This is a genomic window from Klebsiella africana (assembly GCF_020526085.1).
GTDB classification, from domain to species: Bacteria; Pseudomonadota; Gammaproteobacteria; order Enterobacterales; family Enterobacteriaceae; genus Klebsiella; species Klebsiella africana.
Window position 1 is genome coordinate 1,926,718 of sequence record NZ_CP084874.1, and the last position, 25,459, is coordinate 1,952,176.

Consider the following 25,459-nt stretch of genomic DNA (forward strand, 5'->3'; position numbering starts at 1 on the left):
GACAGGTCAGGGTTTCGACTCTTCCGTTTCGGGTAGGGTCACGTTTAGCTCAAGAATGGAAATATCCCCGTCCCGCTGCTCCAGCTGCACGCTGACCATCTCCGGGTCGATCTGCACGTATTTACAGATCACTTCCAGGATATCTTTGCGTAACTGCGGCAGGTAATGCGGCTCCGCGTCTCCGCGGCGGCGCTCGGCGACGATGATTTGCAGGCGTTCTTTCGCAATATTAGCCGTGTTCTTTTTTCGCGAGAGAAAAAAGTCGAGTAAAGCCATAATTTATCCTCCGAACAGGCGTTTGAGGAATCCTTTCTTCTCTTCTTCAATGAAGCGGAAAGGGCGTTCTTCTCCGAGCAGACGTTCAACGGTATCGGCATAGGCTTTGCCTGCGTCCGAGGCGGCATCGAGGATCACTGGCTCACCCTGGTTGGATGCGCGCAGGACTGACTGGTCTTCCGGGATCACGCCCACCAGGTTGATGCGCAGAATTTCCAGCACGTCTTCCATGCTGAGCATATCGCCTTTATTCACGCGGCCTGGATTGTAGCGGGTCAGTAGCAGATGCTCTTTGATCGGCTCTTCGCCATTTTCCGCGCGGCGGGATTTAGAGGCGAGAATGCCAAGGATACGGTCGGAGTCGCGAACGGAGGAGACTTCCGGGTTGGTGGTGATGATGGCTTCGTCAGCAAAATAGAGCGCCATCAACGCACCGGTTTCAATGCCTGCCGGGGAATCGCAGACAATGAAATCGAACTCCATTTTCTTCAGTTCTTCGAGCACTTTATCGACGCCTTCGCGGGTCAGGGCGTCTTTATCCCGGGTCTGGGAAGCCGGAAGAATGTAGAGGTTTTCCGTGCGCTTATCTTTGATCAGCGCCTGATTTAACGTGGCATCACCCTGGATGACGTTGACGAAATCATAAACGACGCGACGTTCGCAGCCCATAATCAGGTCGAGGTTACGCAGGCCGATGTCGAAGTCGATAACGACGGTTTTCTTTCCCTTCTGGGCCAAACCTGTAGCGATGGCCGCGCTGGAGGTGGTCTTGCCAACGCCCCCTTTACCCGAAGTCACAACAATAATGCGTGCCATAGAAATTCCTTGTTAAAAAGGGATTAATTTAACGGTTGAATTGCCAAAGCGCTTTCACCTAAACGCAGGCGCGCCGCTTTGCCATAAAATTCGGCCGGGATGTTATCGCTCAGCCAATATTCCCCGGCGATGGAAACCAGCTCCGCCGCAAGGTGGGTACAAAATATCTGGGCGTCTCTGTCGCCACCGGCGCCAGCCAGCGCACGTCCTCGCATCATGCCATATACATGGATATTTCCATCAGCGATAAGTTCCGCACCGGCACTCACATGATTTGTAACAATAAGATCACAGTGTGGCGCATAAATGCGCTGACCGGAACGTACCGGCTGATCAATCAAACGCGTTTTTGTGATCTGACTAGCAACTGGCGGTGGCGGGGTAGGTTCGGACGGTACCGGACGAGGGGCTTTTTCTTTCCCTTCGGTTAATAACGGGATCCCGGCGCGGTCGATTTCAGTTTTCAGGCGCGGAATTTTGCATCCGCTGACGCCCATAATACGTAAACCGGTCGCGGCGATAGCCTCGTTGATGGCGCGCCATTCCACCTCCTCCTCGATGCTGGCGATATTCACCACCACCGGAGCATGACGTAAAAAGGCGGGAGCCTGGGCGATTTTGTCTTCTAACGCCTGACGAATAACCTCGGGATTTGCATCGTGCAAATGAACGACAGATAACGTGAAGCTACTGCCTTTAAGTTCGATTGGCGTATTTGACATCCTGGCCTTACTCAATTTGCTGTTTATCAACCGCCGAAGTGCGGTGATATTCCGAAGACTAAAAGGCATGTTATAGTCACTCATATATTGAGGCAAGTGACCACGGGTCTAATTCCGAGTAAAACTATGTTTTGTGTGATCTATCGAAGTACTAAACGTGAACAAACCTATTTATACGTCGAAAAAAAGGACGATTTCTCACGCGTTCCTGACGAGTTAATGCGCAGTTTTGGCACGCCGCAGATGGCGATGCTGCTACCGCTGGACGGACGTAAAAAGCTGGTTAACGCCGACCTGGAAAAAGTGAAACAGGCGTTGAGTGAGCAGGGTTATTACCTGCAACTTCCCCCGCCATCTGAAAATCTACTAAAGAAACACCTGGCGGAACAGGGGAAACAATCCGATTAACCCACGAGGGAAAATAATGTACCAACATCATAACTGGCAGGGTGCGCTTCTGGATTATCCAGTGAGCAAGGTGGTTTGCGTCGGCAGTAATTATGCAAAGCACATCAAGGAAATGGGCAGTGCGACGCCGGAAGAGCCGGTGCTGTTTATTAAACCTGAGACCGCCCTGTGCGATCTCCGTCAGCCGTTGGTGCTCCCTGAGGGGCTGGGCTCGGTGCACCACGAAGTCGAGCTGGCGGTGCTGATCGGCAGCACGCTGCGTCAGGCGACGGAAGAGCATGTGCTGAAAGGGATTGCCGGCTATGGCGTCGCGCTGGATCTCACGCTGCGCGACCTGCAGGCGAAAATGAAAAAAGCGGGACAACCGTGGGAGAAGGCCAAAGGTTTCGATAATGCCTGTCCCATTTCTGGCTTTATTCCAGCCGCCGAGTTCCACGGCGATCCGCAGAATACCCCACTGAGCCTGAAAATTAACGGCGAAGTGCGCCAGCAGGGGACTACAGCCGACATGATCCACAAAATTGTGCCGCTGATTGCCTATATGTCGCGCTTCTTTACGCTCAAAGCCGGGGATGTGATCCTCACCGGCACCCCGGAAGGCGTGGGGCCGCTGCACAGCGGCGACGAGCTGGAGGTCGGCTTCAACGGCCTGTCGCTCACTACCCGCGTGCTGTAAGCGCTGATTGCCGCCTTTTGGGGCGGCAAAACTTGCATCGGCGTGCCAGACTGGTTATAAGGTGCACCCTTAACTGGCAACGACGGACACTCCGATGAGCGAACAACCTTTCTGGCAACAAAAAACACTGGATGAAATGACCGACGCGGAGTGGGAATCGCTGTGTGACGGCTGCGGCCAGTGCTGCTTGCACAAGCTGATGGATGAAGACACCGATGAGATCTACTTCACCAACGTCGCCTGCCGTCAGCTTAATATCAAAACCTGCCAGTGCCGTAACTACGCACGTCGCTTCGAGTATGAGCCGGACTGCATCAAGCTCACTCGCGAAAATCTGCCGACCTTCGAATGGCTGCCGCCGACCTGCGCTTATCGCCTGCTGGCGGAGGGCAAACCGCTGCCGGCCTGGCATCCGCTGCTGACCGGCTCAAAAGCGGCGATGCACGGTGAGCGCATCTCTGTTCGCCATATTGCGGTGCCCGAGTCCACGGTCGTCGACTGGCAGGACCATATCCTCAATCTGCCTGACAGGGCACGCTAAGCGCCGTCACGCTTTCTTCGCGTGGAACAGCCCGTTTTCACCGTCGGTTTCTTCGGCCACCCAGAAGTGAATATTGAAGCGGGCGTCGTCACTGAGTTCGACGCGGTGCCAGTACTGCGGCGGACTGGTAGCAAACTGCCCGGCCTGAATCACGACTTTTTTCTCCGGCTCCGTGGCCTGCTCATTGGCAAAACCGTAATAGGTCACCGTACCTTCCATGACGCACAGCTGACCGAAGACGCCAGCCGCGGTGTTGTGGTGGCTCAGCAGGGCGGCGGGGACGTTCTCTTTGGTGAAGAACGGGGTGGAGCGTTTAACTTTCCAGTCTGCGGGGATCAGTAAAGATGACATGTGAGCTCCTGTGGTGCTGTAAAAGATGTATTTAATATGCACCTTTTATTGACTGTGGTCAACCATAGACACGAAACGATTCAGCGATGCGCTGGGGGCATAAAAAAACGCCCCGCAGGGCGTTTCATTGTGGGTTGTACTCGCCGCGGCTTAGCGGCCAAACAGATCGCGTTTTTTCGCTTTGAAAGGCTGAGCAATGATCACCAGAATAGCGACCAGCAGATAGGCAGCGAAAATCCCGACCAGCCATTGCGGCATCTCCAGCGACAGGAACTGCCACTGACGTACTGAACAGTCTCCGGACGCAACGAAAACCTGCGGCAGCCATTTATCCAGCGGCAGCCAGGTTGGGAAGCGGGCGGCGAAATCGCAGGTCTGGAACGGTGACGGGTGCAGCTGGATCATCGTATGCTCCCACGCCAACTGTAGCCCGCGGACTGCACTGTACAGCCAAATCAGCATAGCGACATAGCGCAGCGGCGTCTTGGGAGCGATGGCGCCCACCAGTCCTGCTCCCATGATGCCGAACAGCGCGCAGCGTTCGTAAATACACATCACACACGGTTGCAGCAGCATCACGTGCTGGAACCACAGCGCGACGAGTTCGAGAATGAAAGCGGTTAACGCCATCAGGAGCCAGGCACCGCGTCCCCTTGAGCACTGGTTTAAATATTGCAACATAATCATTTCCCTGGAAGATGCTAAATCATGGCAGTGTAAACGAAAACCGAACCGACGCCAGAGGCGCGGCGGAAAATATTCCGTAACGGGTTATTGAATTGCCCGGGCGTGCCCGGGCATTGGGGTCCATCAGGGCAGCGTGGGCGTCACCAGCCAACCGTGAGACAGTAGCCAGCTGGTGACCGGCATAAGCGTGAACTCGACGCATAACAGGCCGACCAGCGTCAGTACGATGGTGTAGGGCAGCGCCATCCATACCATACGTCCATAGGAGAGCCTGATAAGCGGCGCCAGGGCGGAAGTCAGCAGGAAGAGAAACGCCGCCTGGCCGTTCGGGGTGGCCACCGAGGGCAGGTTGGTGCCGGTATTGATCGCCACCGCCAGCATCTCAAACTGCGGCAGGCTGATGGCGCCGTGTTCGAGCGCCGCTTTCGCTTCGTTGATGTAGACCGTGCCGACAAACACGTTATCCGAAATGGACGACAGCAGGCCGTTGAACAGATAAAACAGCGACAGCTGCGCGTGCGGCGAGGCCTGCAGGACAAACTCGATCACCGGCGTGAACAGCTGCTGGTCGATGATAACCGCCACAATGGAGAAGAAGACCGTCAGCAGCGCGGTAAAGGGTAACGCCTCGGTGAACGCCTTGCCAATGGCGTGCTCATCGGTGACGCCGGTAAAGGTGGTGGCGAGGATGATCACCGACAGGCCAATCAGCCCGACCTCAGCCAGGTGAAAGGCGAGGGCGACGATCAGCCAGACGCCAATCACCGCCTGAGCGACCAGCCGCAGACGTTCCTGACGGCTACGCTGGGCACGGCTGCGCTGGTCAAAGTCCTGCAGCACTTTCCGCACCGCCGGCGGCAGCGGTTCGCCGTAGCCAAATAAATGATACTTTTCGACCAGCAGACAGGTTAACAGTCCGCAGACCATCACCGGCAAGGTTACGGGCGCCATGCGAAGAAAGAACTCGCCAAAATGCCAGCCCGCGGCTTTGGCGATAATCAGGTTTTGCGGCTCGCCGACCATGGTCATGACGCCACCCAGCGCGGTACCGACGCCGGCGTGCATCATCAGGCTGCGCAGAAAGCCGCGGAACTGCTCCAGCACTTCCCGGTAGTGCTGGTCGATATGGCTGTCGTCCAGCAGATCGTTATCATCAGGGCGAGCCGAAGCGACGCGGTGATAGATACCGTAGAATCCAACAGCGACGCTAATCACCACCGCGACTACCGTCAGCGCATCGAGAAAAGCCGAGAGGAAGGCCGCCGCCAGGCAAAAAGCCAGCGACAGCAGCATTTTGCTGCGGATCCCCAGCAGCAGGCGCGTAAAGACGAACAGCAGCAGCTGTTTCATAAAGTAAATGCCTGCGACCATGAACATCAGCAGGAGCAAAACTTCCAGATTGTTGGCGATCTCTTCTCGCACATGCGCCGGGCTGGTCATGCCGATCAGCAGCGCTTCGATGGCCAGCAGACCACCCGGCAGCAGCGGATAACACTTCAGGGCCATGGCGAGGGTAAAGATAAACTCAACCACCAGCAGCCAGCCGGCGACAAAGGGCGCCATGGCAAACACCAGCGGATTTACGATTAAGAAAATGATTAATGCCAGCTTATACCAGTCCGGCGACTGGCCAAGAAAATTGCGCCACAGCGCGCGGCCATAAGAAATTTCCACGACAGAATCCTTCCCCGTCTATGAGTGCATGGTTTTGTGCATAACGATTGGCAAGAGTACCAGTTGAGTAAAATGAGAAGCAACTTTCTTCGCGCCGCAGCATTGGCCCGTTGGGATAAGGAAAAGCGCAAAGTAAAAGCGGAAAATGAAACGGCGATCCCTTTTTAATTCACTTGCCATGCTATCTGCCCTATAGCGGCTCTGGTATGATGAGTACAATTGTAACGCTGTGTAATGGAAATCTTACTATGGTCATTAAGGCGCAGAGCCCTGCGGGTTTCGCGGAAGAGTACATCATTGAGAGTATCTGGAATAACCGCTTCCCTCCTGGATCGATTCTCCCCGCTGAACGCGAGCTTTCTGAGCTGATCGGTGTCACCCGCACCACCCTGCGCGAAGTGCTGCAGCGTCTGGCCCGTGATGGCTGGCTGACCATTCAGCATGGTAAACCCACCAAAGTGAACAACTTTTGGGAAACCTCCGGGCTGAATATCCTTGAAACCCTGGCGCGCCTCGATCACGACAGTGTGCCGCAGCTGATTGATAATCTGCTCTCCGTGCGCACCAACATTTCCACGATTTTTATCCGCACCGCGTTTCGTCAGCATCCGGATAAAGCGCTGGCGGTCCTGGACAGCGCCCGGGAAGTGGAAGACCACGCCGACGCCTTTGCCGACCTCGATTACAACATTTTCCGCGGTCTGGCGTTCGCCTCCGGTAACCCGATCTATGGCCTGATCCTCAACGGCATGAAGGGGTTGTATACCCGCATTGGCCGCCACTATTTCTCCAGCCCGGAAGCGCGCAGCCTGGCGCTCGGCTTTTATCATCAGCTGGCGAAGGTATGTGAAGCTGGCCTGCACGATCAGGTGTATGAGCTGGTTCGCCGCTATGGCCATGACAGCGGCGAGATCTGGCACCGGATGCAGAAATCGCTGCCCGGCGATTTAGCCATGAATATGCGTTAAGCCGGCTGTTCGCGATCGTTAAACAGAACAAGGGGGCCAATGGCCCCCTTGGTTATTTTACTCGCCCCGCAATGCTATAGCGCGTTCGGCCGCGCCGGGCAGCGGTCCAGCAACTCAATGCTCCCGTCGGCGTTCTGCTGCTCCAGCAGCACATCGAACCCCCAAAGACGATGCACATGCTTCAGCACTTCGCGCCGGCCTTTGTCCAGCGGGACGCGGTTGTGTGGCACATAACGCAAGGTCAGCGAGCGGTCGCCGCGCAGGTCAACATTCCACACCTGGATATTCGGCTCAAGATTGCTGAGGTTATACTGCGCCGAGAGCTTGTTGCGGATCTCGCGATAACCCTCTTCGTTGTGAATCGCCGAGATCTCCAGATAATTGTTGTGATCGTCGTCGAGCACGGTAAAGAAGCGGAAATCGCGCATGATCTTCGGCGACAGGAACTGACTGATAAAACTTTCATCCTTGAAGTCGCGCATGGCGAAATGCAGCGTTTCCAGCCAGTCAGAACCGGCGATATCCGGGAACCAGTACTTATCCTCTTCCGTGGGCGACTGACAGATGCGCTTGATGTCCTGGAACATGGCGAAGCCCAGCGCATAGGGGTTAATCCCGCTGTACCACGGACTGTTGTACGGCGGCTGGAACACCACGTTGGTGTGACTGTGGAGAAACTCCAGCATAAAGCGCTCAGTCACTTTCCCTTCATCGTAGAGATGGTTGAGGATGGTGTAGTGCCAGAAGGTGGCCCACCCCTCGTTCATCACCTGGGTCTGTTTCTGCGGGTAGAAATACTGGCTGACTTTACGCACGATGCGCAGGATCTCGCGCTGCCACGATTCGAGCAGCGGGGCGTTCTTCTCCATAAAGTACAGCAGGTTCTCCTGCGGTTCGGAAGGGTAGCGGCGCGCGGCTTCAATCGCCTTCTCCTCTTCCCGTTTCGGCAGGGTGCGCCACAGCATATTCACCTGGCTTTGCAGATACTCTTCCCGACTTTTCTGCCGCGCTTTCTCCTCCTGCAGAGAGATTTTTTGCGGGCGTTTATAGCGGTCGACGCCGTAGTTCATCAGCGCGTGACAGGAGTCGAGCAGTTTCTCCACTTCGTCAACGCCATAGCGTTCTTCGCACTCGGTAATGTATTTGCGGGCGAAGATCAGGTAGTCGATGATCGAGCTGGCGTCGGTCCAGCTGCGAAATAGATAGTTATTTTTAAAGAATGAGTTATGCCCATAGCAGGCGTGCGCCATCACCAGCGCCTGCATGGTGATGGTGTTTTCTTCCATCAGGTAGGCGATACAAGGGTTGGAGTTGATGACTATCTCATACGCCAGGCCCTGCTGGCCGTGCTTATAGGCCTGCTCGGTCTCAATGAATTTTTTGCCAAACGACCAGTGCGGATAGTTGATGGGCATCCCGACGCTGGAGTAGGCGTCCATCATCTGCTCGGAAGTAATGACTTCGATCTGGTGCGGGTAGGTGTCAAGACGATAGAGCTTGGCGACCCGGTCCACTTCGGCCAGGTAGGTCTCCAGTAACTCGAACGTCCAGTCGGGTCCATCGCTTAAACGGGTGGTGTCCCTGTTCATGGAGTCAATCGTAGCCATTAGCGCGCCCTCGTTGTTGTTGGTTTTCTCTGAACGGAAAACCTCTAAACAAGCATAGAACACCGGATGGCAAACTGTATCGTCAGACAATTTCTTTTCTTCGCGATTTCTCCATCTCAAAGCCGTTTTTTGCGCTTATTTACAGAATTTAATGCTGGGTAAAAATAAAGCGCAGCATGAGATCGTAAATCTCGCAGCGCAGGGCTGGTGCGGTTTGCTGTGAGTTAAGTCACCATAAATAAAGCGTATGTTGAATAATATTTTCAACTGAGTTATCAATTTGTAATTAGATGATTGTTCTTTAACTGTTACGGAGTCGCTATGCGTGTCGTCATACTGGGAAGTGGGGTGGTTGGGGTAGCCAGCGCGTGGTATTTGAGTCAGGCGGGTCATGAGGTGACGGTTATCGACCGTCAGCCCGGTCCGGCGGAGGAGACCAGCGCGGCCAACGCCGGGCAGATTTCTCCCGGCTATGCGGCGCCCTGGGCGGCGCCGGGGGTGCCGCTGAAGGCGATCAAATGGATGTTTCAGCGCCATGCGCCGCTGGCGATCGGTCTTGACGGCACCTCGTTTCAGCTGAAGTGGATGTGGCAGATGCTGCGCAACTGCGACACGCGCCACTATATGGAGAACAAAGGCCGGATGGTGCGCCTGGCGGAATACAGCCGCGACTGCCTGAAGGCGCTGCGCGACACTACCGGCATTCAGTATGAAGGGCGTCAGGGCGGGACGCTGCAGCTGTTCCGGACCGCCAAACAGTATGAAAATGCCACCCGCGATATCGCGGTGTTGGAAGACGCCGGTGTGCCGTATCAGCTGCTGGAAGCGAAGCGGTTGGCGGAGGTGGAGCCGGCGCTGGCGGAGGTCAGCCACAAACTGACCGGCGGCCTGCGCCTGCCCAATGATGAAACCGGCGACTGCCAGCTGTTTACCACCCGTCTGGCGGCGATGGCGGAACAGGCCGGCGTGACCTTCCGCTTCAACACCGCAGTGGACGCGCTGCTGCAGGAGGGCGATCGCATTGCCGGGGTGAAATGCGGCGATGAGATTATCAAGGGCGACGCCTATGTGATGGCCTTCGGCTCCTACTCAACCGCGATGCTTAAAGGGCTGGTGGATATACCGGTCTACCCGCTGAAAGGCTACTCATTGACCATTCCGATTGCCCAGGAGGACGGCGCGCCGGTTTCCACTATTCTTGATGAGACTTACAAAATCGCCATTACCCGCTTCGATCAGCGCATTCGCGTCGGCGGCATGGCCGAGATCGTCGGTTTTAACAAAGCGCTGCTACAGCCGCGTCGCGAAACCCTGGAGATGGTGGTGCGCGACCTGTTCCCGCGCGGCGGCCACGTGGAGCAGGCGACGTTCTGGACCGGCCTGCGGCCGATGACGCCGGACGGCACCCCGGTAGTTGGGCGCACGGCGTTTAAAAATCTGTGGCTCAACACCGGCCACGGCACCCTCGGCTGGACCATGGCCTGCGGTTCCGGGCAGCTTATCAGCGATCTGATCTCCGGGCGCACGCCGGCGATCCCTTACGACGATCTGGCGGTTGCCCGTTACCGCCCCGGTTTTACCCCGGCGCGCCCGCAGCACCTGCACGGCGCACACAACTAAGGAGCTTGCATGACCCGTCCGGTAGTGGCCAGCATCGACCTGCTGGCCTTGCGGCAGAATTTACAGATAGTGCGTCGCGCGGCCCCCGGGTCGCGCCTGTGGGCAGTGGTCAAAGCCAATGCCTATGGCCATGGCGTCGCACGAGTATGGAGTGCGTTAAGCGCGGCGGATGGTTTCGCCTTGCTCAATCTGGAAGAGGCGATCCTGCTGCGCGAGCAGGGCTGGAAAGGCCCGATCCTGCTGCTGGAGGGTTTCTTCCATGCCGATGAGCTGGCGGTGCTGGATCAATATCGTTTAACCACCAGCGTCCACAGCAACTGGCAAATTAAGGCTCTGCAGCAGGCGAAGCTGCGCGCGCCGCTGGATATCTATCTCAAGGTGAACAGCGGCATGAACCGGCTGGGCTTTATGCCTGAGCGGGTGCACACCGTCTGGCAGCAGCTGCGGGCGATAAGTAACGTCGGCGAGATGACGCTGATGTCGCACTTCGCGGAGGCGGAGAATCCGCAGGGCATTGTCGAGCCGATGCGCCGTATCGAACAGGCGGCGGAGGGGCTGGATTGCCCGCGCTCGCTGGCCAACTCGGCGGCGACCCTCTGGCATCCGGAAGCGCATTTTGACTGGGTGCGTCCGGGCATCGTGCTGTATGGCGCGTCGCCTTCCGGGCAGTGGCAGGACATCGCGAACACCGGGCTGAAGCCGGTGATGACGCTGCGCAGCGAAATCATCGGCGTGCAGAATCTGCGCGCCGGCGAGGCGATTGGCTATGGCGGCCTGTACCGCACCACCCAGGAGCAGCGGATTGGTATCGTCGCCTGCGGCTATGCCGATGGCTATCCGCGGGTGGCGCCGAGCGGCACGCCGGTGCTGGTGGACGGCGTACGCACCACCACCGTTGGACGTGTGTCGATGGATATGCTGGCGGTCGATTTAACGCCCTGTCCGCAGGCCGGGATCGGCGCGCCGGTCGAGCTGTGGGGCAAAGAGATTAAAATCGACGACGTGGCGGCCAGCAGCGGCACCGTCGGCTATGAGCTGATGTGCGCCCTGGCGCCGCGGGTGCCGGTTGTGACCCTGTAACCTATTTCGGGGCGGATCACTCCGCCTCGTCTTCCGCGACCCGCACCCCGACCTTCAGCACGTGATCGTTCTCTTTCTCCGCCACCGTCCACACCATCCCGGCGAACTCCACCTGATCGCCCACCACCGGCGCGGCGCCCAGCAGCTGTTGCACCACTTCCCCGAGCGACTGCTGATGCTCGCGGAACTCCTCTCCGCCGTCGAGACCGTAGATTTGCGCTACATCGGCGAAGCGGGCCTCAGCATCAAGAATAAAGTCGCCGAAAAAGCGCTGATCGAGCGCCACCGGCGGCGACTGGCTGAACATTTTGCCCAGCGCTGGCAGGTCGTGCTCACGGCCAATGACGCACAGGATATCACCTTCCCGCAGGCGAGTGCTGCCGGTAGGGTGCAGCAAGGCATTGTTGCGAAACAGCGCGGCAATCCGCGTCTCCGGCGGCATATGTAGATCGCGCAGCGCCGCGCCGATGCACCACTTATCGGCGCCCAGCTGATAGACAAACTGCTCCCACGGGTTTTCCGGATGAATATCCAGCCCGACGCGGGAGATGGGCCAGCTGATGGGCGGCACCACCACTTTGGCTTTTTTCGCCGCCCACGACAGCGAAGTGCCCTGCAGCAGCAGCGACACCAGTACCACGAAGAAGGCGACATTGAAGAACAGACGGGCGTTGTCCAGCCCGGCCATCATCGGGAATACCGCGAGAATAATGGGCACCGCGCCGCGCAGGCCAACCCAGCTGATAAACACTCGTTCGCGCAGGTTAAAGCCGCGAAACGGCAGCAGACCGGCAAACACCGACAGCGGACGAGCAATGAATATCATCCACATCGACAGCAGCAGCGCCGGGATGGCGATCGGCAGCAGGTCCGAGGGCGTCACCAGCAGGCCCAGCACCAGGAACATGGCGATCTGCGCCAGCCACGCCAGACCGTCGAAGTTCTGCAGGATACCGTGCCGGTTGCGGATCGGTCGGTTGCCCAGCAGAAAGCCGCAGAGATAGACGGCGAGGATACCGCTGCCGTCGAGGGTGGTGGTGACGGCAAAAATCATGATCCCGCCGCTCAGCGCCAGCAGCGGATAGAGGCCGGCGGGCAACACGATGCGGTTAATCATCTGCAGCAGCAGGTAGCCGCCACCGAGGCCGATGGCGATCCCGAGGCCGAACTGCTGGATGATATGCACGGCGAACATCCAGCTGAGGCCGGTTTGGTGCTGCTGGATCATTTCGATCAGGGTGATGGTCAGGAAGACCGCCATCGGGTCGTTACTGCCTGACTCAATCTCCAGCGTTGAGCCGACGCGCTCGTTGAGCCCCTTGCCGCCGAGCAGCGAGAAGACCGCCGCGGCGTCGGTGGAGCCGACAATGGCGCCGATCAGCAGGCCTTCGATCAGATCCAGCTTAAACAACCAGGCCGCCATCATCCCGGTCAGCGCCGAGGTGATCAGTACCCCGACCGTCGCCAGCGACAGCGCGGGCCACAGTGCGACGCGAAAGGAGCTGGCCTGGGTGCGCATCCCACCGTCCAGCAGGATCACCGCCAGCGCCAGGTTACTCACCATGTAGGCGAAGGGGTAATTGTCGAAGGGGATGCCGCCGATGCCGTCAATGCCTGCCAGCATCCCGATGGCCAGAAAGATGACCAGGATCGGGATGCCAAGGCGCGAAGAAAAGGAGCTCAATAAGATACTGCAGGTTACTAAAACAGAACCCAGAATAAACAGACTAATGACCGCAGCGGCGTCCAATGTTCACGTACTCCCTGACTGGCGTGAAAAAATGGCTAAAAGTGACACTATTTTAACAATTCGCAGGGGATCCGCCTATGCGTTCGGGAAATTTATTCTGCCAGCACCGGGTGGCCACCGATCGTCAGGGTGGTGACCGCCGCCTGATTCACCAGGCGCGCGCGGGCGCCCAGCGGCAGGGTCACCGTGCGCTGCTCGTGGCCAAACTCCAGGCCACTAATCAGCGGCAGGGAGAGCTGCTGGCGAAGATAATCAAAGACCTGCGGCAAATCGTATCCCGCGTCATAGTCGTTCGGCGCGCTGCCGGTGAAGCTGCCGAAGATCACCGCTTTCTGCGCCGCCAGCACACCGCTGTGTAACAGCTGAAGCAGCATGCGCTCGACGCGGAACGGGTGCTCGTTAATATCCTCCACCACCAGGATGCCGTCGCGGATCGCCGGCAGCCACGGCGTGCCGATAAGCGAGGTCAGCATCGCCAGATTTCCCCCCCACAGGGTGCCTTCCACCCGGCAGTTCGGCCCTTCCCCCGGCCATTCGAGGGTGAATTCCGGCTGGCGCAGCGCCTGCCAGAAATGATGCTCGGTAAACGGGTCGAGGCTCTCCGCGCCGAAATTACCGGCAAGCATTGGCCCGCTGAAGGTGATGACGTTGCCCGCGGCCAGCAGGCCCGACTGGATAGCGGTGAAATCGCTGTGGCCGCAAATCAGCAGCGGGTCGCGCTGCTGGCGGGCAACCAACCCCTGCCAGTCGATATGCGGCAGCAGGCGACTGGCGCCGTAGCCGCCGCGCACGGCGAGGACGATACGGTTGCGCCCGGGCAGCTGGGCCAGCTGGTTAATATCGGCCAGCCGTTCATGTTCAGTCCCGGCGAAACGCTGCTGCCGGCGGGGAATGACCTGCTGGTGGGCCACCTCGTGTCCGGCCTGCTGCAGACGCTCGACGCCGCGGGCTGCTGCCTGCTGGTTGATGCAATAACCGGATGGCGCGACCAGATAAAACTGAGACATGATAATTCCTTGCTATGAATGAAAGGGTTATGATGCCGCCTGGAATGGCGATTGTCATCTCCAGGTGGCTAACTTCAGTCCGCACCCGTCATCCTTCAGGCTGTCGGCAGGCGGGGACGTACCGCTGCCGTTGTCCTGCAGCATGATGGCGTTTGGGTAGATAAGGATAGATGTGTGAAATTGAGATGGTTGCTTATTTTAGTCGTTTTTCTGGCCGGTTGTAGTTCGAAACATGATTACACCAATCCGCCATGGAACCCCGAGGTGCCGGTGAAGCGAGCGATGCAGTGGATGCCGATCAGTGAAAAAGCCGGTGCCGCCTGGGGCGTGGATCCGCAGCTGATCACGGCGATCATCGCCATTGAGTCGGGCGGTAATCCTGCGGTGGTGAGTAAATCCGGTGCCGTCGGGCTGATGCAGCTCAAGCCGTCGACCTCCGGACGCGATGTCTATCGGCGGATGGGCTGGCGCGGCGAGCCGTCGGTCAGCGAGCTGAAAAACCCGGAACGTAATATCTCGATGGGGGCCGCCTACCTGAGCATTCTGGAGAACGGTCCGCTGGCGGGGATCAAAGACCCGCAGGTGATGCGCTACGCGGTGGTGGTCTCCTATGCCAATGGCGCCGGTGCGCTGCTGCGTACCTTCTCCTCGAACCGCCAGGACGCCATCGAGGAGATTAACGATCTCGATGCCGATGAGTTTTTCGAACATGTGGTGAAAAAACACCCGGCGCCGCAGGCGCCGCGCTATATCTGGAAACTACAGAAAGCGCTGGACGCCATGTAGGCCTATGCTCACCCCGCAGGCCTGGCGGGGTGAGCGCTTCCCACTCGCCTAATCCTCTGTACGCAGCGAGGTGATAGCGCTTATCGGCGCAATTAGCGTTTTATAGTCGCGATAGCGCTCGGGAAGGGATCCTGGGCCGTTCACCGCCACGCAGAACATGGCTGTCGCGTCATCCCCCTGATCGCCTTTCAGCGCTAACGCTTCTCGTAACGCAGCGATGCAGGCATGAGCGTCATGATGTGAGATGCCGCAGATATCGAGACGAATGGTTTTGCTAATGGCCTCTATCCATAATCCGCCCCACAAAACGCAACCCGCGGGCATGAGCAGGCAACTAAAGATGCTGTACGCGGTGAAGTCGAGCCAGATAAAGGTCTTACTGACAACGATAACGCCGAGGGCGATCGAAGGGATGCCGATGGCCAGCATATTACATCCGCGGCGCAGCGGACTTAAGGCTAAGCCCGCGCTCGCTATCTGTTCCTGCCAGAGGCTACGTCCGGCAATACTCAGGCTGCAGGGCAGATCTTCATGACACGGCTTGCGCACCGCAAAATGGTCAAACAGTAGTCTTTCAATGACGTTCATTTCCTCGTTTGCATAGCGTCCGTTGGCCAAAACCTGCCCGGCCTCCGGGATCCACAGATACTTTTTACTGAGTAAGCTGAACATCGCCAGCTGAATCACCCGGGTCCCTTCTCCTGTCAGCCAGGCCAGCAGCCATGGACTGACCTCCGTCGCGTGCGGCTGGGGCTGAGCCGCTGGCCGTGTCAGGACGATCGTCGTTCCGATAGCAATATAGATACCCGGGACGATAAATATAAATCCGCCGAGAAACAGCAGTGGATGCAGATGCATTAGAAAATTCCACATACTCTCCCCTCGTTAATCCAGCCGTTGCAGACAAAAGGGATACTGAATAAGTTTGATGACTTTTATATATTCACCGAATCTTTCGGGAAGCAGGGTGGTTGTACCGATCGCCACGCAATAATCGGCGTTTTCATCGGTCAGGGTATCCGCGTCAGCAATAAGCGTCTCTTTCAGGGTAGCAATATAGTGGTCAAGGATATTAATAGAGATTCCTTCCCGATCCAGTCGGGTGGCATTTAAGGTGATGCATAACAGCCACAGCCACCACAGGCCGGAAACTATAAACATCGCCAGCCAGCTCAATACGCTGGAGTGAATCATCGCCTGATTATCAAAAAATGTTTTCCAGGCGAGCACGGTAATTAACACCAGTGATGGCGCGACCACCAATATCATATTCCACGTTTGTTGCGTCGGGCTTAACCGCAGCCCGTTGCATTGGGGATCGGTGGTCCAGTGGTTGTGTTCAGCGACGTGCAGAGAAAGCGGGAGATCCTGGTGACTGGATTTTGGCGTAGCAAAATGGTCAAAGAGTATTTTTTCCACACAGGTCATTTTGCATTCTGCATACTGCTGATTGGCGCAGAGCTGTATATTTTCCGCAGAATGGATGAGAGTGACATAGTTTTTTCTTAACAGCCGGAACATGGCCAGCTGAATGACGCTGGTGGCGCTATTACGCAGCCAGGCTAAAAAAGAAGGCGAGATAGAATAGGGTTCTGGAACGGCGGTGGTATTTTCGGTAGGGCGAGTCTTCGCAATAATGATATTCAGCAGAATATATATCACTGTGGTGGATAATACATAATAACCCATAAATGATAACGGATGTAAATCAACGATATAGCTAATGACTGAGTTCACTTTTATTCCTTGTGAGCGCTATAACCGGTTTGCGCCAGCATAGTAAGCTTTCTCATGCGAAGGGGGCAAGTGAAATAATGGAGTGGCACCTTTACGTTAATATCAGCAATAAAAGCGAGACGGAAACTATTCACGCAAGCCTCCGCCGTCATGGCCGGAGGCTTATATTTCCGTGGTCAGTTAAAAGTCGTAGCCGACGGTGGCCATAACGCTGCGCTCTGCCCCCCAGTAGCAGTTGCCGGTGCCGTAGCAGCCGGAAATATACTCGCGGTCGCCGATATTGTTGGCGTTAACCTGCACATAAGCGCCTTTCAGCCCCGGCGACCAGACGCCGAGGTCGGCCCGTATCATGGCATCCATCAGCGTGACCGACGGTAGCCGTTCGGTATTCGCATCATCCGCCCACTGTTTGCCGATGTAGCGGACGCCAGCACCAAGGGAGATCCCCGCCGGGAACTGATAGCGAGCCCAGAAGGAGGCCATTTGATCCGGGGTCAGCTGCGGCGTGTTGTTGTCGGTCCCGTCTTTGGTGTCCTGGAAGCGCAGACGATTCCAGGTATACGAGGCGATAGTACTCAGCTGCGGGGTGATCTGGTGGTGCGCTTCCAGCTCAACGCCCTGCGAATGGACCTTACCCGCCGGAATATAGGTGGCGGTGGCGATGTTCGGGTCGCGGGTGGCGACATCCTTTTGCGTCAGGTCGTAAATCGCAATGCTATAGAGGTCGCGGCTGCCCGGCGGCTGGAACTTCAGGCCGGCTTCAACCTGCTCGGCGGTGGTCGGCTTCAATGGTTTGCCGTCCGCGCCCGGCAGCATCGCCGGGGTAATCGCCTGGCTGTAGCTCAGGTAGGGCGACAGACCGTTGTCCAGGGCGTACAACAGTGAGGCGCGGCCGCTGATATGGTCGTCTGAACGGCGGTTTGAGGTGCCTAAGGTATCACTGACCTGCCGGGAAACGATGCGGTCGTAGCGCGCGGAAACATCCACATGCCAGCGGTTCCAGACCATCTCATCCTGCAGATACAGCCCGGTCTGGTAATAGCGGCGATTATTGTCATCGCTGTAGGTCACGGTATGTCCGGTCTGCGCGGTATAGCCGCTAAACGGGTTAAGGGGCGCCGCGCCGCCGGCGCCGGTCCACAGGTTGTTACGGAAGCGATGATATTCGGCGCCGAGGATCAGGGTGTGCGCCAGGTTACCAGTATTGAAATCGGCGCGCAGGCGGTTATCGGTTGACCAGCCGTCCAGCGAACCGCGCGAACCGCTGTAGCCGCGGGCCAGCATGTCGCTGTCATCTATCCAGCCGACCTGGTAGACCTGATCGAGGGAGACGTTGGTATGGGTGTAGCTCCCGGTGGAATAGACCGACCAGACGTCGGTGAACTGGTGGTCAAACTCATAGCTGTAGATCTGCTGGCGGCGCTGATAGCCATCTCCCGGATCGCCCTCGTTGGTGCTGGGGGAGAGCTTACGGCCATTGTGGGCATAGCGGGTGCCGTCCAGCGGCAAAGAGCCGTGGTAGCCGCCGGAAGGATCTTTTTGCAGATAGGCGCGCAGCAGCAGCGAGGTGTCGCTGTCCGGCTGCCACAGCAGGGAAGGCGAAATGGCGTAGCGCTCCTCGCGGGTATGGTCATACTGCGTGTCGCTGCTGCGGGTCATCCCGATCAGCCGCCATGCCCACTGCTCGTTGATGGCGTCGGTGTAATCGAAGGCTGCGCCTTTGGTATTTTGCGTACCGCCGGTCAGGCGGATGTGGCCCTGCTGACTGAACTGCGGACGTTTGGAAGTCAGGTTGACCACGCCGCCCGGCACGCTCTGCCCGTAGAGCGCGGAGGAGGGGCCGCGGATCACATCCACACGTTCGATAAACCACGGGTCGATTTGCAGTACGTTATGGCTGCCGCCGTCGCTCATCAGGCGCATGCCGTCGAGGAACAGGTTATCGACGTCGCCGCCGTGGTAGCCGCGCAGGGAGATGGCGTCGAACCGGGTCGCGCCGCCGCCGAAGCTGGAGTAAACCCCCGGGGTATATTCCAGCGCCTGGCTGATGGTATTCACCCCCTGGTCCGCCATCTGCTGGCGGGTGACCACCGACACCGACTGGGCGGTAGTGATTAACGGCTGGTCGGTTTTCGTCGCCCCGAGCGAGGTGCTAGCGCTGTAGCCCTCCGTCGGCGCGCTGGCAGACGCCGGTGGGGTAGCAGTGACCACCACCGTCTCTTCGGCCTGCGCGGTGAAGGGAAGTGCGACCGCAAGGGCGTACAGCAGCCTCGGGCGTTTTCGAGAAATAGCCACGTTCATAAGATCATCCTGAACCAACGCGGTCTGGTACTCCTGTACGCCGCCGCGTGAAAAACGAATCTGTCATTATTCGTTAAAAAGTAATGCGAATTATTATTGTTTGTATTTGTGCAATCAAGCGAAAAGGTGACCTGTTCAACGCGAGGGGGTGGGGAAGTATTTCCCGCGAGCCGCAGAATGGGTCTGCGCGGGACGGTAGGGACCAGGGAGACCGCTTCCCCCTACCGATTTTAGTAGGGGGCGGCAAAACGTCAGGAGCCGGTCTTTTGCGGTTCCGCAGGGGCGGGGTCGTTAGCCGCGGGCGCCGCAACAGGTTTGTCTTGCGGTGAAGGGGTTGTCGCCGGACGGGTAGCGGGCAGCGCATCGCAGGGTTTCTCCTGCGGGCAGATCAGATCCAGCATCTTCAGGGTGACGCCGTTGGTCCAGCCAAAGCCGTCCTGCAGCGGATATTCCCCGCCGCCGCCGCCGGTGCCGGTCGAACTCACGTCATACTTTTCCACCAGCTTTTGCTTGCTGTCATAGGTATGCTGCACGTTGGTCAGGAAGCGCCAGGTGACCTCCATGGCGATCTTCTGCTGACCATAGTTTTGCAGCCCCTCGACCGCCACCCACTGCAGCGGCGCCCAGCCGTTCGGCGCATCCCACTGCTGGCCGCTGTTGACGGTGGTGGTGGTCAGCCCGCCGGGTTTGAGCAGGCGCGACTCAGCGGCGGCGGCCACTTTCGTCGCCCGCTCGCGTGACGCCGCATTGACGTACAGCGGGAACAGCGCCGCCGCGGTAAGCTGATTGCGCACCTTGTGGGTTTTCAGATCGTAGTCGGCGTACCATCCCTCTTTATCATTCCATAGGTATTTCTCAATGGCCTGCTGGCGGGCGTTAGCCAGCGCATCGTACTGCGTAGCGCCAGCGTTGTCTCCGGATGCCTTGCTGGCGCGGGCGAGGGTTTTCTCCAGATGGAACATCAGGGCATTGAGATCGACCGGGACAATCGAGGTGGTGCGAATGGTGGCGAGCTGCTGCGGATTATCCATCCAGCGGGAGCTGAAATCCCAGCCGGAGGCGGCGGCGGAGCGCAGGTCGCGATAGATCTCGGTTGCCGGACGATTCGGGTTGCTTTTGGCGGTTTTGACGTCGTCAAGCCAGGACTCGGGACGCGGGGTGTCGCTATCGTCCCAGTAGCGGTTGAGCAGCGCGCCGTCCGCCATCCGCACCGCCCGTTTGTCGGCGCTGCCGGGGGCCAGCGCGTCCGCTCCGGCCATCCAGTAGCGATACTCCTTCTCCAGCTGCGGCTGGTAGGTTTTCAGTACCTGGTCGCCATCGTGCGTCGCCAGCAGGCTCACCATAAAGGAGAAGAAGGGGGGCTGCGAACGGCTGAGGTAATAGGTGCGGTTGCCGTTGGGGATATGGCCCCAGGCGTCAATTTCCGCAGCGAAGTTGGCAACCATATCTTCGACTTTATCCCAGTGACCGCTTTCGGCAAGACCCAGCATGGTGAAATAGCTGTCCCAGTAATAGACTTCGCGAAAGCGTCCTCCGGGGACCACGTAGGGCTTAGGCAGCGGCAGCAGCGAGTCCCATTTTTCCACCTCGACGGTGCTGCGGGTCAGAACCGGCCACAGGCCATCGATATGCTGACGCAGGGTTTGCCCTTTGGGCGGCACATAGGTGTCATTTTCTTTCGGCAGCGTGAAGTTCAGCTCGACGAAGTGGCGCAGGTCAAAGCTGGCCTGGTTTTTTTGCATCCGGTAATCGGCAAGGATCATCAGCGGATCGCTGTTAGGAATGGCGTCGGCGAAGGTTTTTTGATCGGCAAAGAGCTTTGCGCTCTGGACATCATTGAACAGCGGGCCCAGCAGAATATCCGGTGAGGGCGGCGGCGCGGTTTTGCCGTCTGCCGCCTGAGCATTCAGGCTCATCAGGGCGATCAGGGCGCCGCCGATCGCCAGGCGCAGGGAAGAGGGCAAAGCGGCGGGACGATGTGCATCAGTACTCGTCATGGGGAGTTCTCCTTATCATTATCGACTGCGGGCCACGACGTTTGGCCATCCAGAAACCTTAGACGAATATCTGCCGCTACGTGTGTCAGGGGTAACATTTTGCGCGAAAACAGAGGATTTACCTGCCAGGTTTTCTGAGACTGCCGCGGGTTGGGCCGCCTGGCTGACTGCGCTGCCTTCCACGATGGCGCAAAAACCGTCGCCCTGCCTCACAACGGTGCAACCGTAGCCGGGCGCAGGCGGCTGTTCTGATGATTTTTTGCACAACCAGACGGCGGGTCAGAACCGATTTGCACAACGCCGCGGCGGCAGAGGACCTGGCATAATTAATGCTTATCTCTTACCGGGATTACCACACAGTGAGTACAACCGGAGGGGATAGCCATGATTAAAATTACGCTTCCTGACGGGCATTATTATGACGAGATGCTGACCGCGCAGGGTGAACAGCGGCCGCACTATAATGCCTGGTGGCAATGGTTTCGCAACACCGATCAATTCTCTATCCGGCAGAAAAAAGCGCAAGCAGAACTGCTTTTTCACCGCATCGGCATCACCTTTAACGTGTACGGCGAGGATGAGGGAACCGAGCGGTTGATCCCGTTTGATAGCGTGCCGCGGATCATACCCGCCGGGGAGTGGCAGCGTATTGACCGCGGTATTCGCCAGCGGGTGAAAGCGCTGAACGCCTTCCTCTATGACATCTATCATGAGCAGAATATCCTGCGCGCGGGGCTGATCCCGGCCGAGCAGGTGCTGGCCAACGAGCAGTATCAGCCGTGTATGCAGGGCATCAACCTGCCAAACAACACCTATGCCCATATCACCGGCGTCGATATGGTGCGTAATAACGACGGTCAGTACTACGTACTGGAGGATAACCTGCGCACGCCGTCCGGCGTCTCCTATATGCTCGAAAACCGTAAGATGATGATGCGCCTCTATCCGGAGATGTTCGAGCAGCATCATATTGCGCCGGTGGAGCGCTACCCGAGCTACCTCCTGCAGACCTTGCGCGAAAGCTCGCTGGTGGATGACCCCTGCGTCGTGGTGATGACCCCGGGTCGCTTCAACAGCGCCTACTTCGAGCACAGCTTCCTGGCGCAGCAGATGGGGGTCGAGCTGGTGGAGAGCGCCGACCTGTTCATTAAGAACGGCGCGGTGTATATGCGCACCACCGAAGGGCCGCGGCGGGTGGATGTGATTTATCGCCGCATCGACGACGCCTGGCTCGACCCGCTGGCCTTCCGCGCCGATTCGATGCTCGGCGTACCGGGGCTGCTGTCCGTCTATCGCGCCGGCGGCGTGGTGCTGGCCAACGCCATCGGCACCGGCGTCGCCGACGACAAATCGATCTACCCGTATGTCCCGGAGATGATTCGCTTTTACCTCGGCGAACAGCCGATCCTCAGCAATATCCCCACCTGGCAGTGCCGGAAAGCGGAGGATCTGCGCTATGTGCTGAGTAACCTCGAGCTGATGGTGGTCAAGGAGGTCCATGGCGCCGGGGGCTACGGCATGCTGGTTGGCCCGCGTTCGACCAAAGAGGAACGAGAGGCCTTCCGCCAGCGCCTGCTGGCCAATCCGGCCAACTATATCGCCCAGGACACCCTCGCGCTGTCGACCTGCCCCACCTTCGTTGATGAAGGCCTGTCGCCGCGACATATCGATTTACGGCCCTACGTGCTGTCCGGGCAGGAGATGCGGCTGGTGCCCGGCGGCCTGACCCGCGTGGCGCTCACCGAAGGGTCGCTGGTGGTCAACTCGTCGCAGGGCGGCGGAACCAAGGATACCTGGGTGATGGAGGATGACGCATCATGCTAAGTCGTACGGCGAGTGAACTGTTCTGGATGGCCCGCTATCTCGAGCGGGCGGAGAGCTACGCCCGGGTGCTGGACGTAACCTGGAAATTATCGATGATCCCCCGCCACAGCCAGCAGTCGCGGGATCTGGCGCTGCCGCTGAATTTGTCGATGACTCACGAGCTGTTTCAGGCGCGCCATGCCCGCTTTACCATGAGCAACCTGCTCAACTTTTTTGCCCTTGATGGCAACAACCCGTGCAGCATTTACAGCTGCGTGGAGATGGCGTGGAACAATGCGCACGCGGTGCGCGGCAGTCTGTCGGCCGAGGTGTGGGAGAGCATCAATGCCACTCGCATCGAGCTGCGAACCCTGCGCCAGCAGGGGCTGGGCGAACTGGGGAGTGACGGCTTTTTCGAGTGGGTGAAAGAGCGGGTGCATCTGTTTCGCGGGGCGGTGATCGGCACGCTGCTGCGCAACGACGCGCTGAGCTTTATCGGTATCGGTACCCTGATTGAGCGTGCCTTCGCCACCACCCAGCTGCTGCTGATTAAGGATCAACAGCTGACCAACGATCCGGATCCGGTGCGGGAATACTACCGGCTGGATACCCTGCTCAATGCGGTTAGCGCCCGCGAAGCCTACAACAGCCTCTACCGCCAGCCGGTCAGTAGGGAAACGGTGATGGAGCTGCTGATCCTGCGCAACGATATTCCGCGTTCGCTGCGCGCCAGCATTGCCGATCTGGTCGGCGAGCTGGAGAAAATCGCCAACGATCGCTCCTATCAACCGCTGCGCCTCGCCCATCAGCTTAACGTTGACCTGCGCTTCAGCACCCGCGGCGACCTGGCGCAGGCGGACCTGCAGACCACCCTTAACGGGCTGCTGACGAGAATTAACGCGCTGTCCGACAGCATCAGACAAACCTATCTGGAGGCCTTATGAAACTGGTCATCGATCATCTCACCCGCTATGGCTACGATGAAGAAGTGAAGTTTTCCACCCAGTATCTGCGCCTGACGCCGCGCAGCACCGGCCGGCAGACCATCACCGCCTGGACGCTGACCCTGCCGGACGGCGCGGCGGTGACCACTACCGACGGCTGGGGCAATGTGCTGCATGTGCTGACGCTGGATAACCCGCACAAGGAGATCACTATTCGCGCCAGCGGGATTGTCGATATCGCCGACGAAGGGGAGGAGACGCGTGATGAAGAGGCCGAGCTGCTGTCGCCGCTGGTTTTTCTGCGCTGTACGCCGCTAACCCGCGCCGATACGGCGATCCGTGAGTTTGCCCAGCGCCTCTATCGTCCCGATGCGGTGGAAGACAGTCTGAATCAGCTGATGGCGGACCTGCTGTTAAGAATGCCATACTCCCCCGGCGCGACCCGGGTGCAGGACTCCGCTGCCGACGCCTTCGCCCGGGCGAAGGGCGTGTGCCAGGATCATACCCATGTTTTTCTCGCCTGCTGCCGGGCGCTGGAGATCCCGGCGCGCTACGTCAGCGGCTATGTCTACAGCGATAACGCCCAGCATGTGGCGATGCATGCCTGGGCGGAAGTCTGGCTCGATGGCCGCTGGTTGTCGTTTGATATCACCAATAATACCCGTCGCCTGAATCAGCATCTGCGGCTGGCGACCGGGCTGGATTACCTCGACGCCTGCCCGGTACGGGGCACCCGACTGGGCGGCGGCGGGGAGATTATGTTAACCAACGCTGAAGTGCGCGAACACAGCCAGCAGGCGCAGCAGCAATAATACGGGAATAACCGCAATGACCTACTGTGTGGCCATGTGCCTGGCGGATGGACTGGTGTTTGCTTCCGACTCCCGCACCAACGCGGGCGTCGACCATATTGCCACTTTTAAAAAGCTGCACGTTTTCCATCAGGAGGGGGAACGGGTGCTGGTGCTGCAATCCGCTGGCAATCTGGCCACCACCCAGAGCGTGATAAGCCTGCTCAGCGCGCGGATCCGTACCCAGCAGGAGCCGAACCTGATGCAGGTCACCTCCCTCTACGACGCCGCGATGCTGATCGGTAAAACGCTGCAGGAGGTGATCCAGCGCGACAGCAGCAACCAGCAAAACTGCAGTAACACCAACTTCAACTGCAACCTGCTACTGGGCGGTCAGATCGCCGGCGAAACCCATCGTCTGTTCCATATTTATCCGGAGGGCAACTTTATTGAAGCCACCCGTGACACGCCTTATTTTCAGATTGGCGAAAGCAAGTACGGCAAGCCGATCATCGATCGGGTGCTGACCATCGACACGCCGCTGGAGCAGGCGATGTGTTGTGCGTTGATCTCCATTGACTCGACGCTGCGCAGTAATCTGTCCGTCGGGCTGCCGCTGGATACGCTGCTCTACCGCAGCGGCAGTCTGAGCAGCGCCGGGCAGCATCGCATTACCGACAGCGATCCCTACTTCAACCGCATCCGCAAGGCGTGGTCCGAAGGGCTGTTGCACACCTTCCAGACTCTGCCGACCTGGACGCCAGCGGAGCGGGAAGAGTAGTAGTCTCTGTGACGCTCTGCCGGTATCGTCGGCGCGAAGGCGGATAAGGCGCTGGAGTCCTTAAGTATCCTCGACCTGGCGGTAAAATTTCAGCAACAGCGGTAAATTAATTAACGACAGGCAGCACGCATCATAG

At 58.4% G+C, this 25,459-nt stretch carries 23 protein-coding genes and 3 pseudogenes; 13 read left to right on the forward strand and 13 right to left on the reverse strand.

Translation table 11 applies throughout. From position 1 onward, the window contains the following. Positions 1-6 precede the first annotated feature (6 nt). From minE to minC, 3 genes are read right to left on the reverse strand one after another with little or no spacing between them, the layout of a single operon-like run. Positions 7-276, reverse strand: coding sequence for a cell division topological specificity factor MinE (gene minE / locus LGL98_RS09325; protein WP_004103270.1), 270 nt, complete (start codon positions 274-276; stop codon positions 7-9). Positions 277-279: 3 nt separating this feature from the next. Beyond that, positions 280-1,092 (reverse strand): septum site-determining protein MinD, encoded by an 813-nt coding sequence (gene minD, locus LGL98_RS09330; protein ID WP_002910900.1) that lies wholly within the window; start codon positions 1,090-1,092, stop codon positions 280-282. Between the two features lie 23 nt (positions 1,093-1,115). Next, positions 1,116-1,814 (reverse strand): septum site-determining protein MinC, encoded by a 699-nt coding sequence (minC, locus tag LGL98_RS09335; RefSeq protein WP_136030317.1) that lies wholly within the window; start codon positions 1,812-1,814, stop codon positions 1,116-1,118. Between the two features lie 126 nt (positions 1,815-1,940). On the opposite strand from minC, the gene LGL98_RS09340 reads away from it, so the two are divergent. From LGL98_RS09340 to ycgN, 3 genes are all read left to right on the forward strand, one after another. Further along, positions 1,941-2,222 (forward strand): YcgL domain-containing protein, encoded by a 282-nt coding sequence (locus tag LGL98_RS09340; protein ID WP_002910898.1) that lies wholly within the window; start codon positions 1,941-1,943, stop codon positions 2,220-2,222. Positions 2,223-2,238: 16 nt separating this feature from the next. Beyond that, on the forward strand, positions 2,239-2,898 hold the full coding sequence (locus LGL98_RS09345) for a fumarylacetoacetate hydrolase family protein (RefSeq protein WP_136030237.1): 660 nt from the start codon (positions 2,239-2,241) through the stop codon (positions 2,896-2,898). A 94-nt stretch (positions 2,899-2,992) separates the two neighbouring features. After that, complete coding sequence (gene ycgN / locus LGL98_RS09350) at positions 2,993-3,439, forward strand: cysteine cluster protein YcgN (protein ID WP_117078801.1); 447 nt, start codon at positions 2,993-2,995, stop codon at positions 3,437-3,439. Positions 3,440-3,445: 6 nt separating this feature from the next. Here the strand turns inward: ycgN and LGL98_RS09355 are convergent, their stop codons facing one another. The 3 genes from LGL98_RS09355 to nhaB all read right to left on the reverse strand — a co-directional run bounded on the left by LGL98_RS09355 (position 3,446) and on the right by nhaB (position 6,151). Further along, a complete protein-coding gene (locus LGL98_RS09355) occupies positions 3,446-3,790 on the reverse strand; it encodes a TehB family protein (protein ID WP_136030239.1) in 345 nt (114 codons plus the stop codon). Positions 3,791-3,940: 150 nt separating this feature from the next. After that, positions 3,941-4,471, reverse strand: a complete 531-nt coding sequence (dsbB, locus tag LGL98_RS09360) for a disulfide bond formation protein DsbB (RefSeq protein WP_136030241.1) — start codon at positions 4,469-4,471, stop codon at positions 3,941-3,943. A gap of 129 nt (positions 4,472-4,600) precedes the next feature. Continuing rightward, the gene (nhaB, locus tag LGL98_RS09365; RefSeq protein ID WP_136030243.1) at positions 4,601-6,151 is read right to left on the reverse strand and encodes a sodium/proton antiporter NhaB; all 1,551 of its coding nucleotides are present in this window, start codon (positions 6,149-6,151) and stop codon (positions 4,601-4,603) included. A gap of 248 nt (positions 6,152-6,399) precedes the next feature. On the opposite strand from nhaB, the gene fadR reads away from it, so the two are divergent. Further along, complete coding sequence (gene fadR, locus LGL98_RS09370; protein WP_025711047.1) at positions 6,400-7,119, forward strand: fatty acid metabolism transcriptional regulator FadR; 720 nt, start codon at positions 6,400-6,402, stop codon at positions 7,117-7,119. 74 nt (positions 7,120-7,193) lie between these two features. Here fadR and LGL98_RS09375 read toward each other — a convergent pair whose 3' ends face one another. Beyond that, a complete protein-coding gene (locus tag LGL98_RS09375; RefSeq protein ID WP_025711046.1) occupies positions 7,194-8,726 on the reverse strand; it encodes a SpoVR family protein in 1,533 nt (510 codons plus the stop codon). Between the two features lie 88 nt (positions 8,727-8,814). On the opposite strand from LGL98_RS09375, the pseudogene LGL98_RS09380 reads away from it, so the two are divergent. From LGL98_RS09380 to dadX, 3 genes and pseudogenes are all read left to right on the forward strand, one after another. Continuing rightward, a pseudogene (locus tag LGL98_RS09380) lies at positions 8,815-8,949 on the forward strand (hypothetical protein); the annotation flags it as partial. 98 nt (positions 8,950-9,047) lie between these two features. Continuing rightward, positions 9,048-10,346: a D-amino acid dehydrogenase gene (locus tag LGL98_RS09385; RefSeq protein WP_136030245.1), complete on the forward strand. Its 1,299-nt coding sequence runs from the start codon at positions 9,048-9,050 to the stop codon at positions 10,344-10,346. Between the two features lie 9 nt (positions 10,347-10,355). Beyond that, on the forward strand, positions 10,356-11,426 hold the full coding sequence (gene dadX / locus LGL98_RS09390) for a catabolic alanine racemase DadX (protein WP_136030247.1): 1,071 nt from the start codon (positions 10,356-10,358) through the stop codon (positions 11,424-11,426). Between the two features lie 82 nt (positions 11,427-11,508). On the opposite strand, the pseudogene LGL98_RS09395 reads toward dadX, so the two are convergent. Together LGL98_RS09395 and ldcA are read right to left on the reverse strand one after the other, a co-directional pair. Next, positions 11,509-13,176: pseudogene (locus LGL98_RS09395) on the reverse strand (potassium/proton antiporter); the annotation flags it as partial. A gap of 92 nt (positions 13,177-13,268) precedes the next feature. Continuing rightward, positions 13,269-14,183, reverse strand: a complete 915-nt coding sequence (ldcA, locus tag LGL98_RS09400) for a muramoyltetrapeptide carboxypeptidase (protein ID WP_136030249.1) — start codon at positions 14,181-14,183, stop codon at positions 13,269-13,271. Between the two features lie 174 nt (positions 14,184-14,357). Between ldcA and emtA the strand changes: the two genes are divergently transcribed. Then, positions 14,358-14,969, forward strand: a complete 612-nt coding sequence (emtA, locus tag LGL98_RS09405) for a membrane-bound lytic murein transglycosylase EmtA (protein ID WP_002910846.1) — start codon at positions 14,358-14,360, stop codon at positions 14,967-14,969. A 48-nt stretch (positions 14,970-15,017) separates the two neighbouring features. Here emtA and LGL98_RS09410 read toward each other — a convergent pair whose 3' ends face one another. From LGL98_RS09410 to LGL98_RS09425, 4 genes are all read right to left on the reverse strand, one after another. Continuing rightward, positions 15,018-15,842 (reverse strand): TIGR04222 domain-containing membrane protein, encoded by an 825-nt coding sequence (locus tag LGL98_RS09410; protein WP_136030251.1) that lies wholly within the window; start codon positions 15,840-15,842, stop codon positions 15,018-15,020. Between the two features lie 12 nt (positions 15,843-15,854). Continuing rightward, on the reverse strand, positions 15,855-16,706 hold the full coding sequence (locus tag LGL98_RS09415) for a hypothetical protein (protein WP_136030253.1): 852 nt from the start codon (positions 16,704-16,706) through the stop codon (positions 15,855-15,857). A 180-nt stretch (positions 16,707-16,886) separates the two neighbouring features. Beyond that, positions 16,887-19,007, reverse strand: coding sequence for a TonB-dependent siderophore receptor (locus LGL98_RS09420; RefSeq protein WP_136030255.1), 2,121 nt, complete (start codon positions 19,005-19,007; stop codon positions 16,887-16,889). A 251-nt stretch (positions 19,008-19,258) separates the two neighbouring features. After that, positions 19,259-21,004 (reverse strand): alpha,alpha-trehalase, encoded by a 1,746-nt coding sequence (locus LGL98_RS09425; protein WP_136030257.1) that lies wholly within the window; start codon positions 21,002-21,004, stop codon positions 19,259-19,261. A 184-nt stretch (positions 21,005-21,188) separates the two neighbouring features. On the opposite strand from LGL98_RS09425, the pseudogene LGL98_RS09430 reads away from it, so the two are divergent. From LGL98_RS09430 to LGL98_RS09450, 5 genes and pseudogenes are all read left to right on the forward strand, one after another. Continuing rightward, a pseudogene (locus tag LGL98_RS09430) lies at positions 21,189-21,317 on the forward strand (biopolymer transporter TonB); the annotation flags it as partial. 71 nt (positions 21,318-21,388) lie between these two features. Continuing rightward, positions 21,389-22,828: a circularly permuted type 2 ATP-grasp protein gene (locus LGL98_RS09435; protein WP_004180417.1), complete on the forward strand. Its 1,440-nt coding sequence runs from the start codon at positions 21,389-21,391 to the stop codon at positions 22,826-22,828. After that, entirely contained in the window at positions 22,822-23,751 is a 930-nt protein-coding gene (locus LGL98_RS09440; RefSeq protein ID WP_136030259.1) for an alpha-E domain-containing protein, read from the forward strand. Before LGL98_RS09435 ends, LGL98_RS09440 begins: the two co-directional genes overlap by 7 nt. Next, positions 23,748-24,563: a transglutaminase family protein gene (locus LGL98_RS09445; RefSeq protein WP_136030261.1), complete on the forward strand. Its 816-nt coding sequence runs from the start codon at positions 23,748-23,750 to the stop codon at positions 24,561-24,563. Before LGL98_RS09440 ends, LGL98_RS09445 begins: the two co-directional genes overlap by 4 nt. Before the next feature lie 16 nt (positions 24,564-24,579). After that, positions 24,580-25,323, forward strand: a complete 744-nt coding sequence (locus LGL98_RS09450; RefSeq protein WP_136030263.1) for a proteasome-type protease — start codon at positions 24,580-24,582, stop codon at positions 25,321-25,323. Positions 25,324-25,459: the final 136 nt, after the last annotated feature.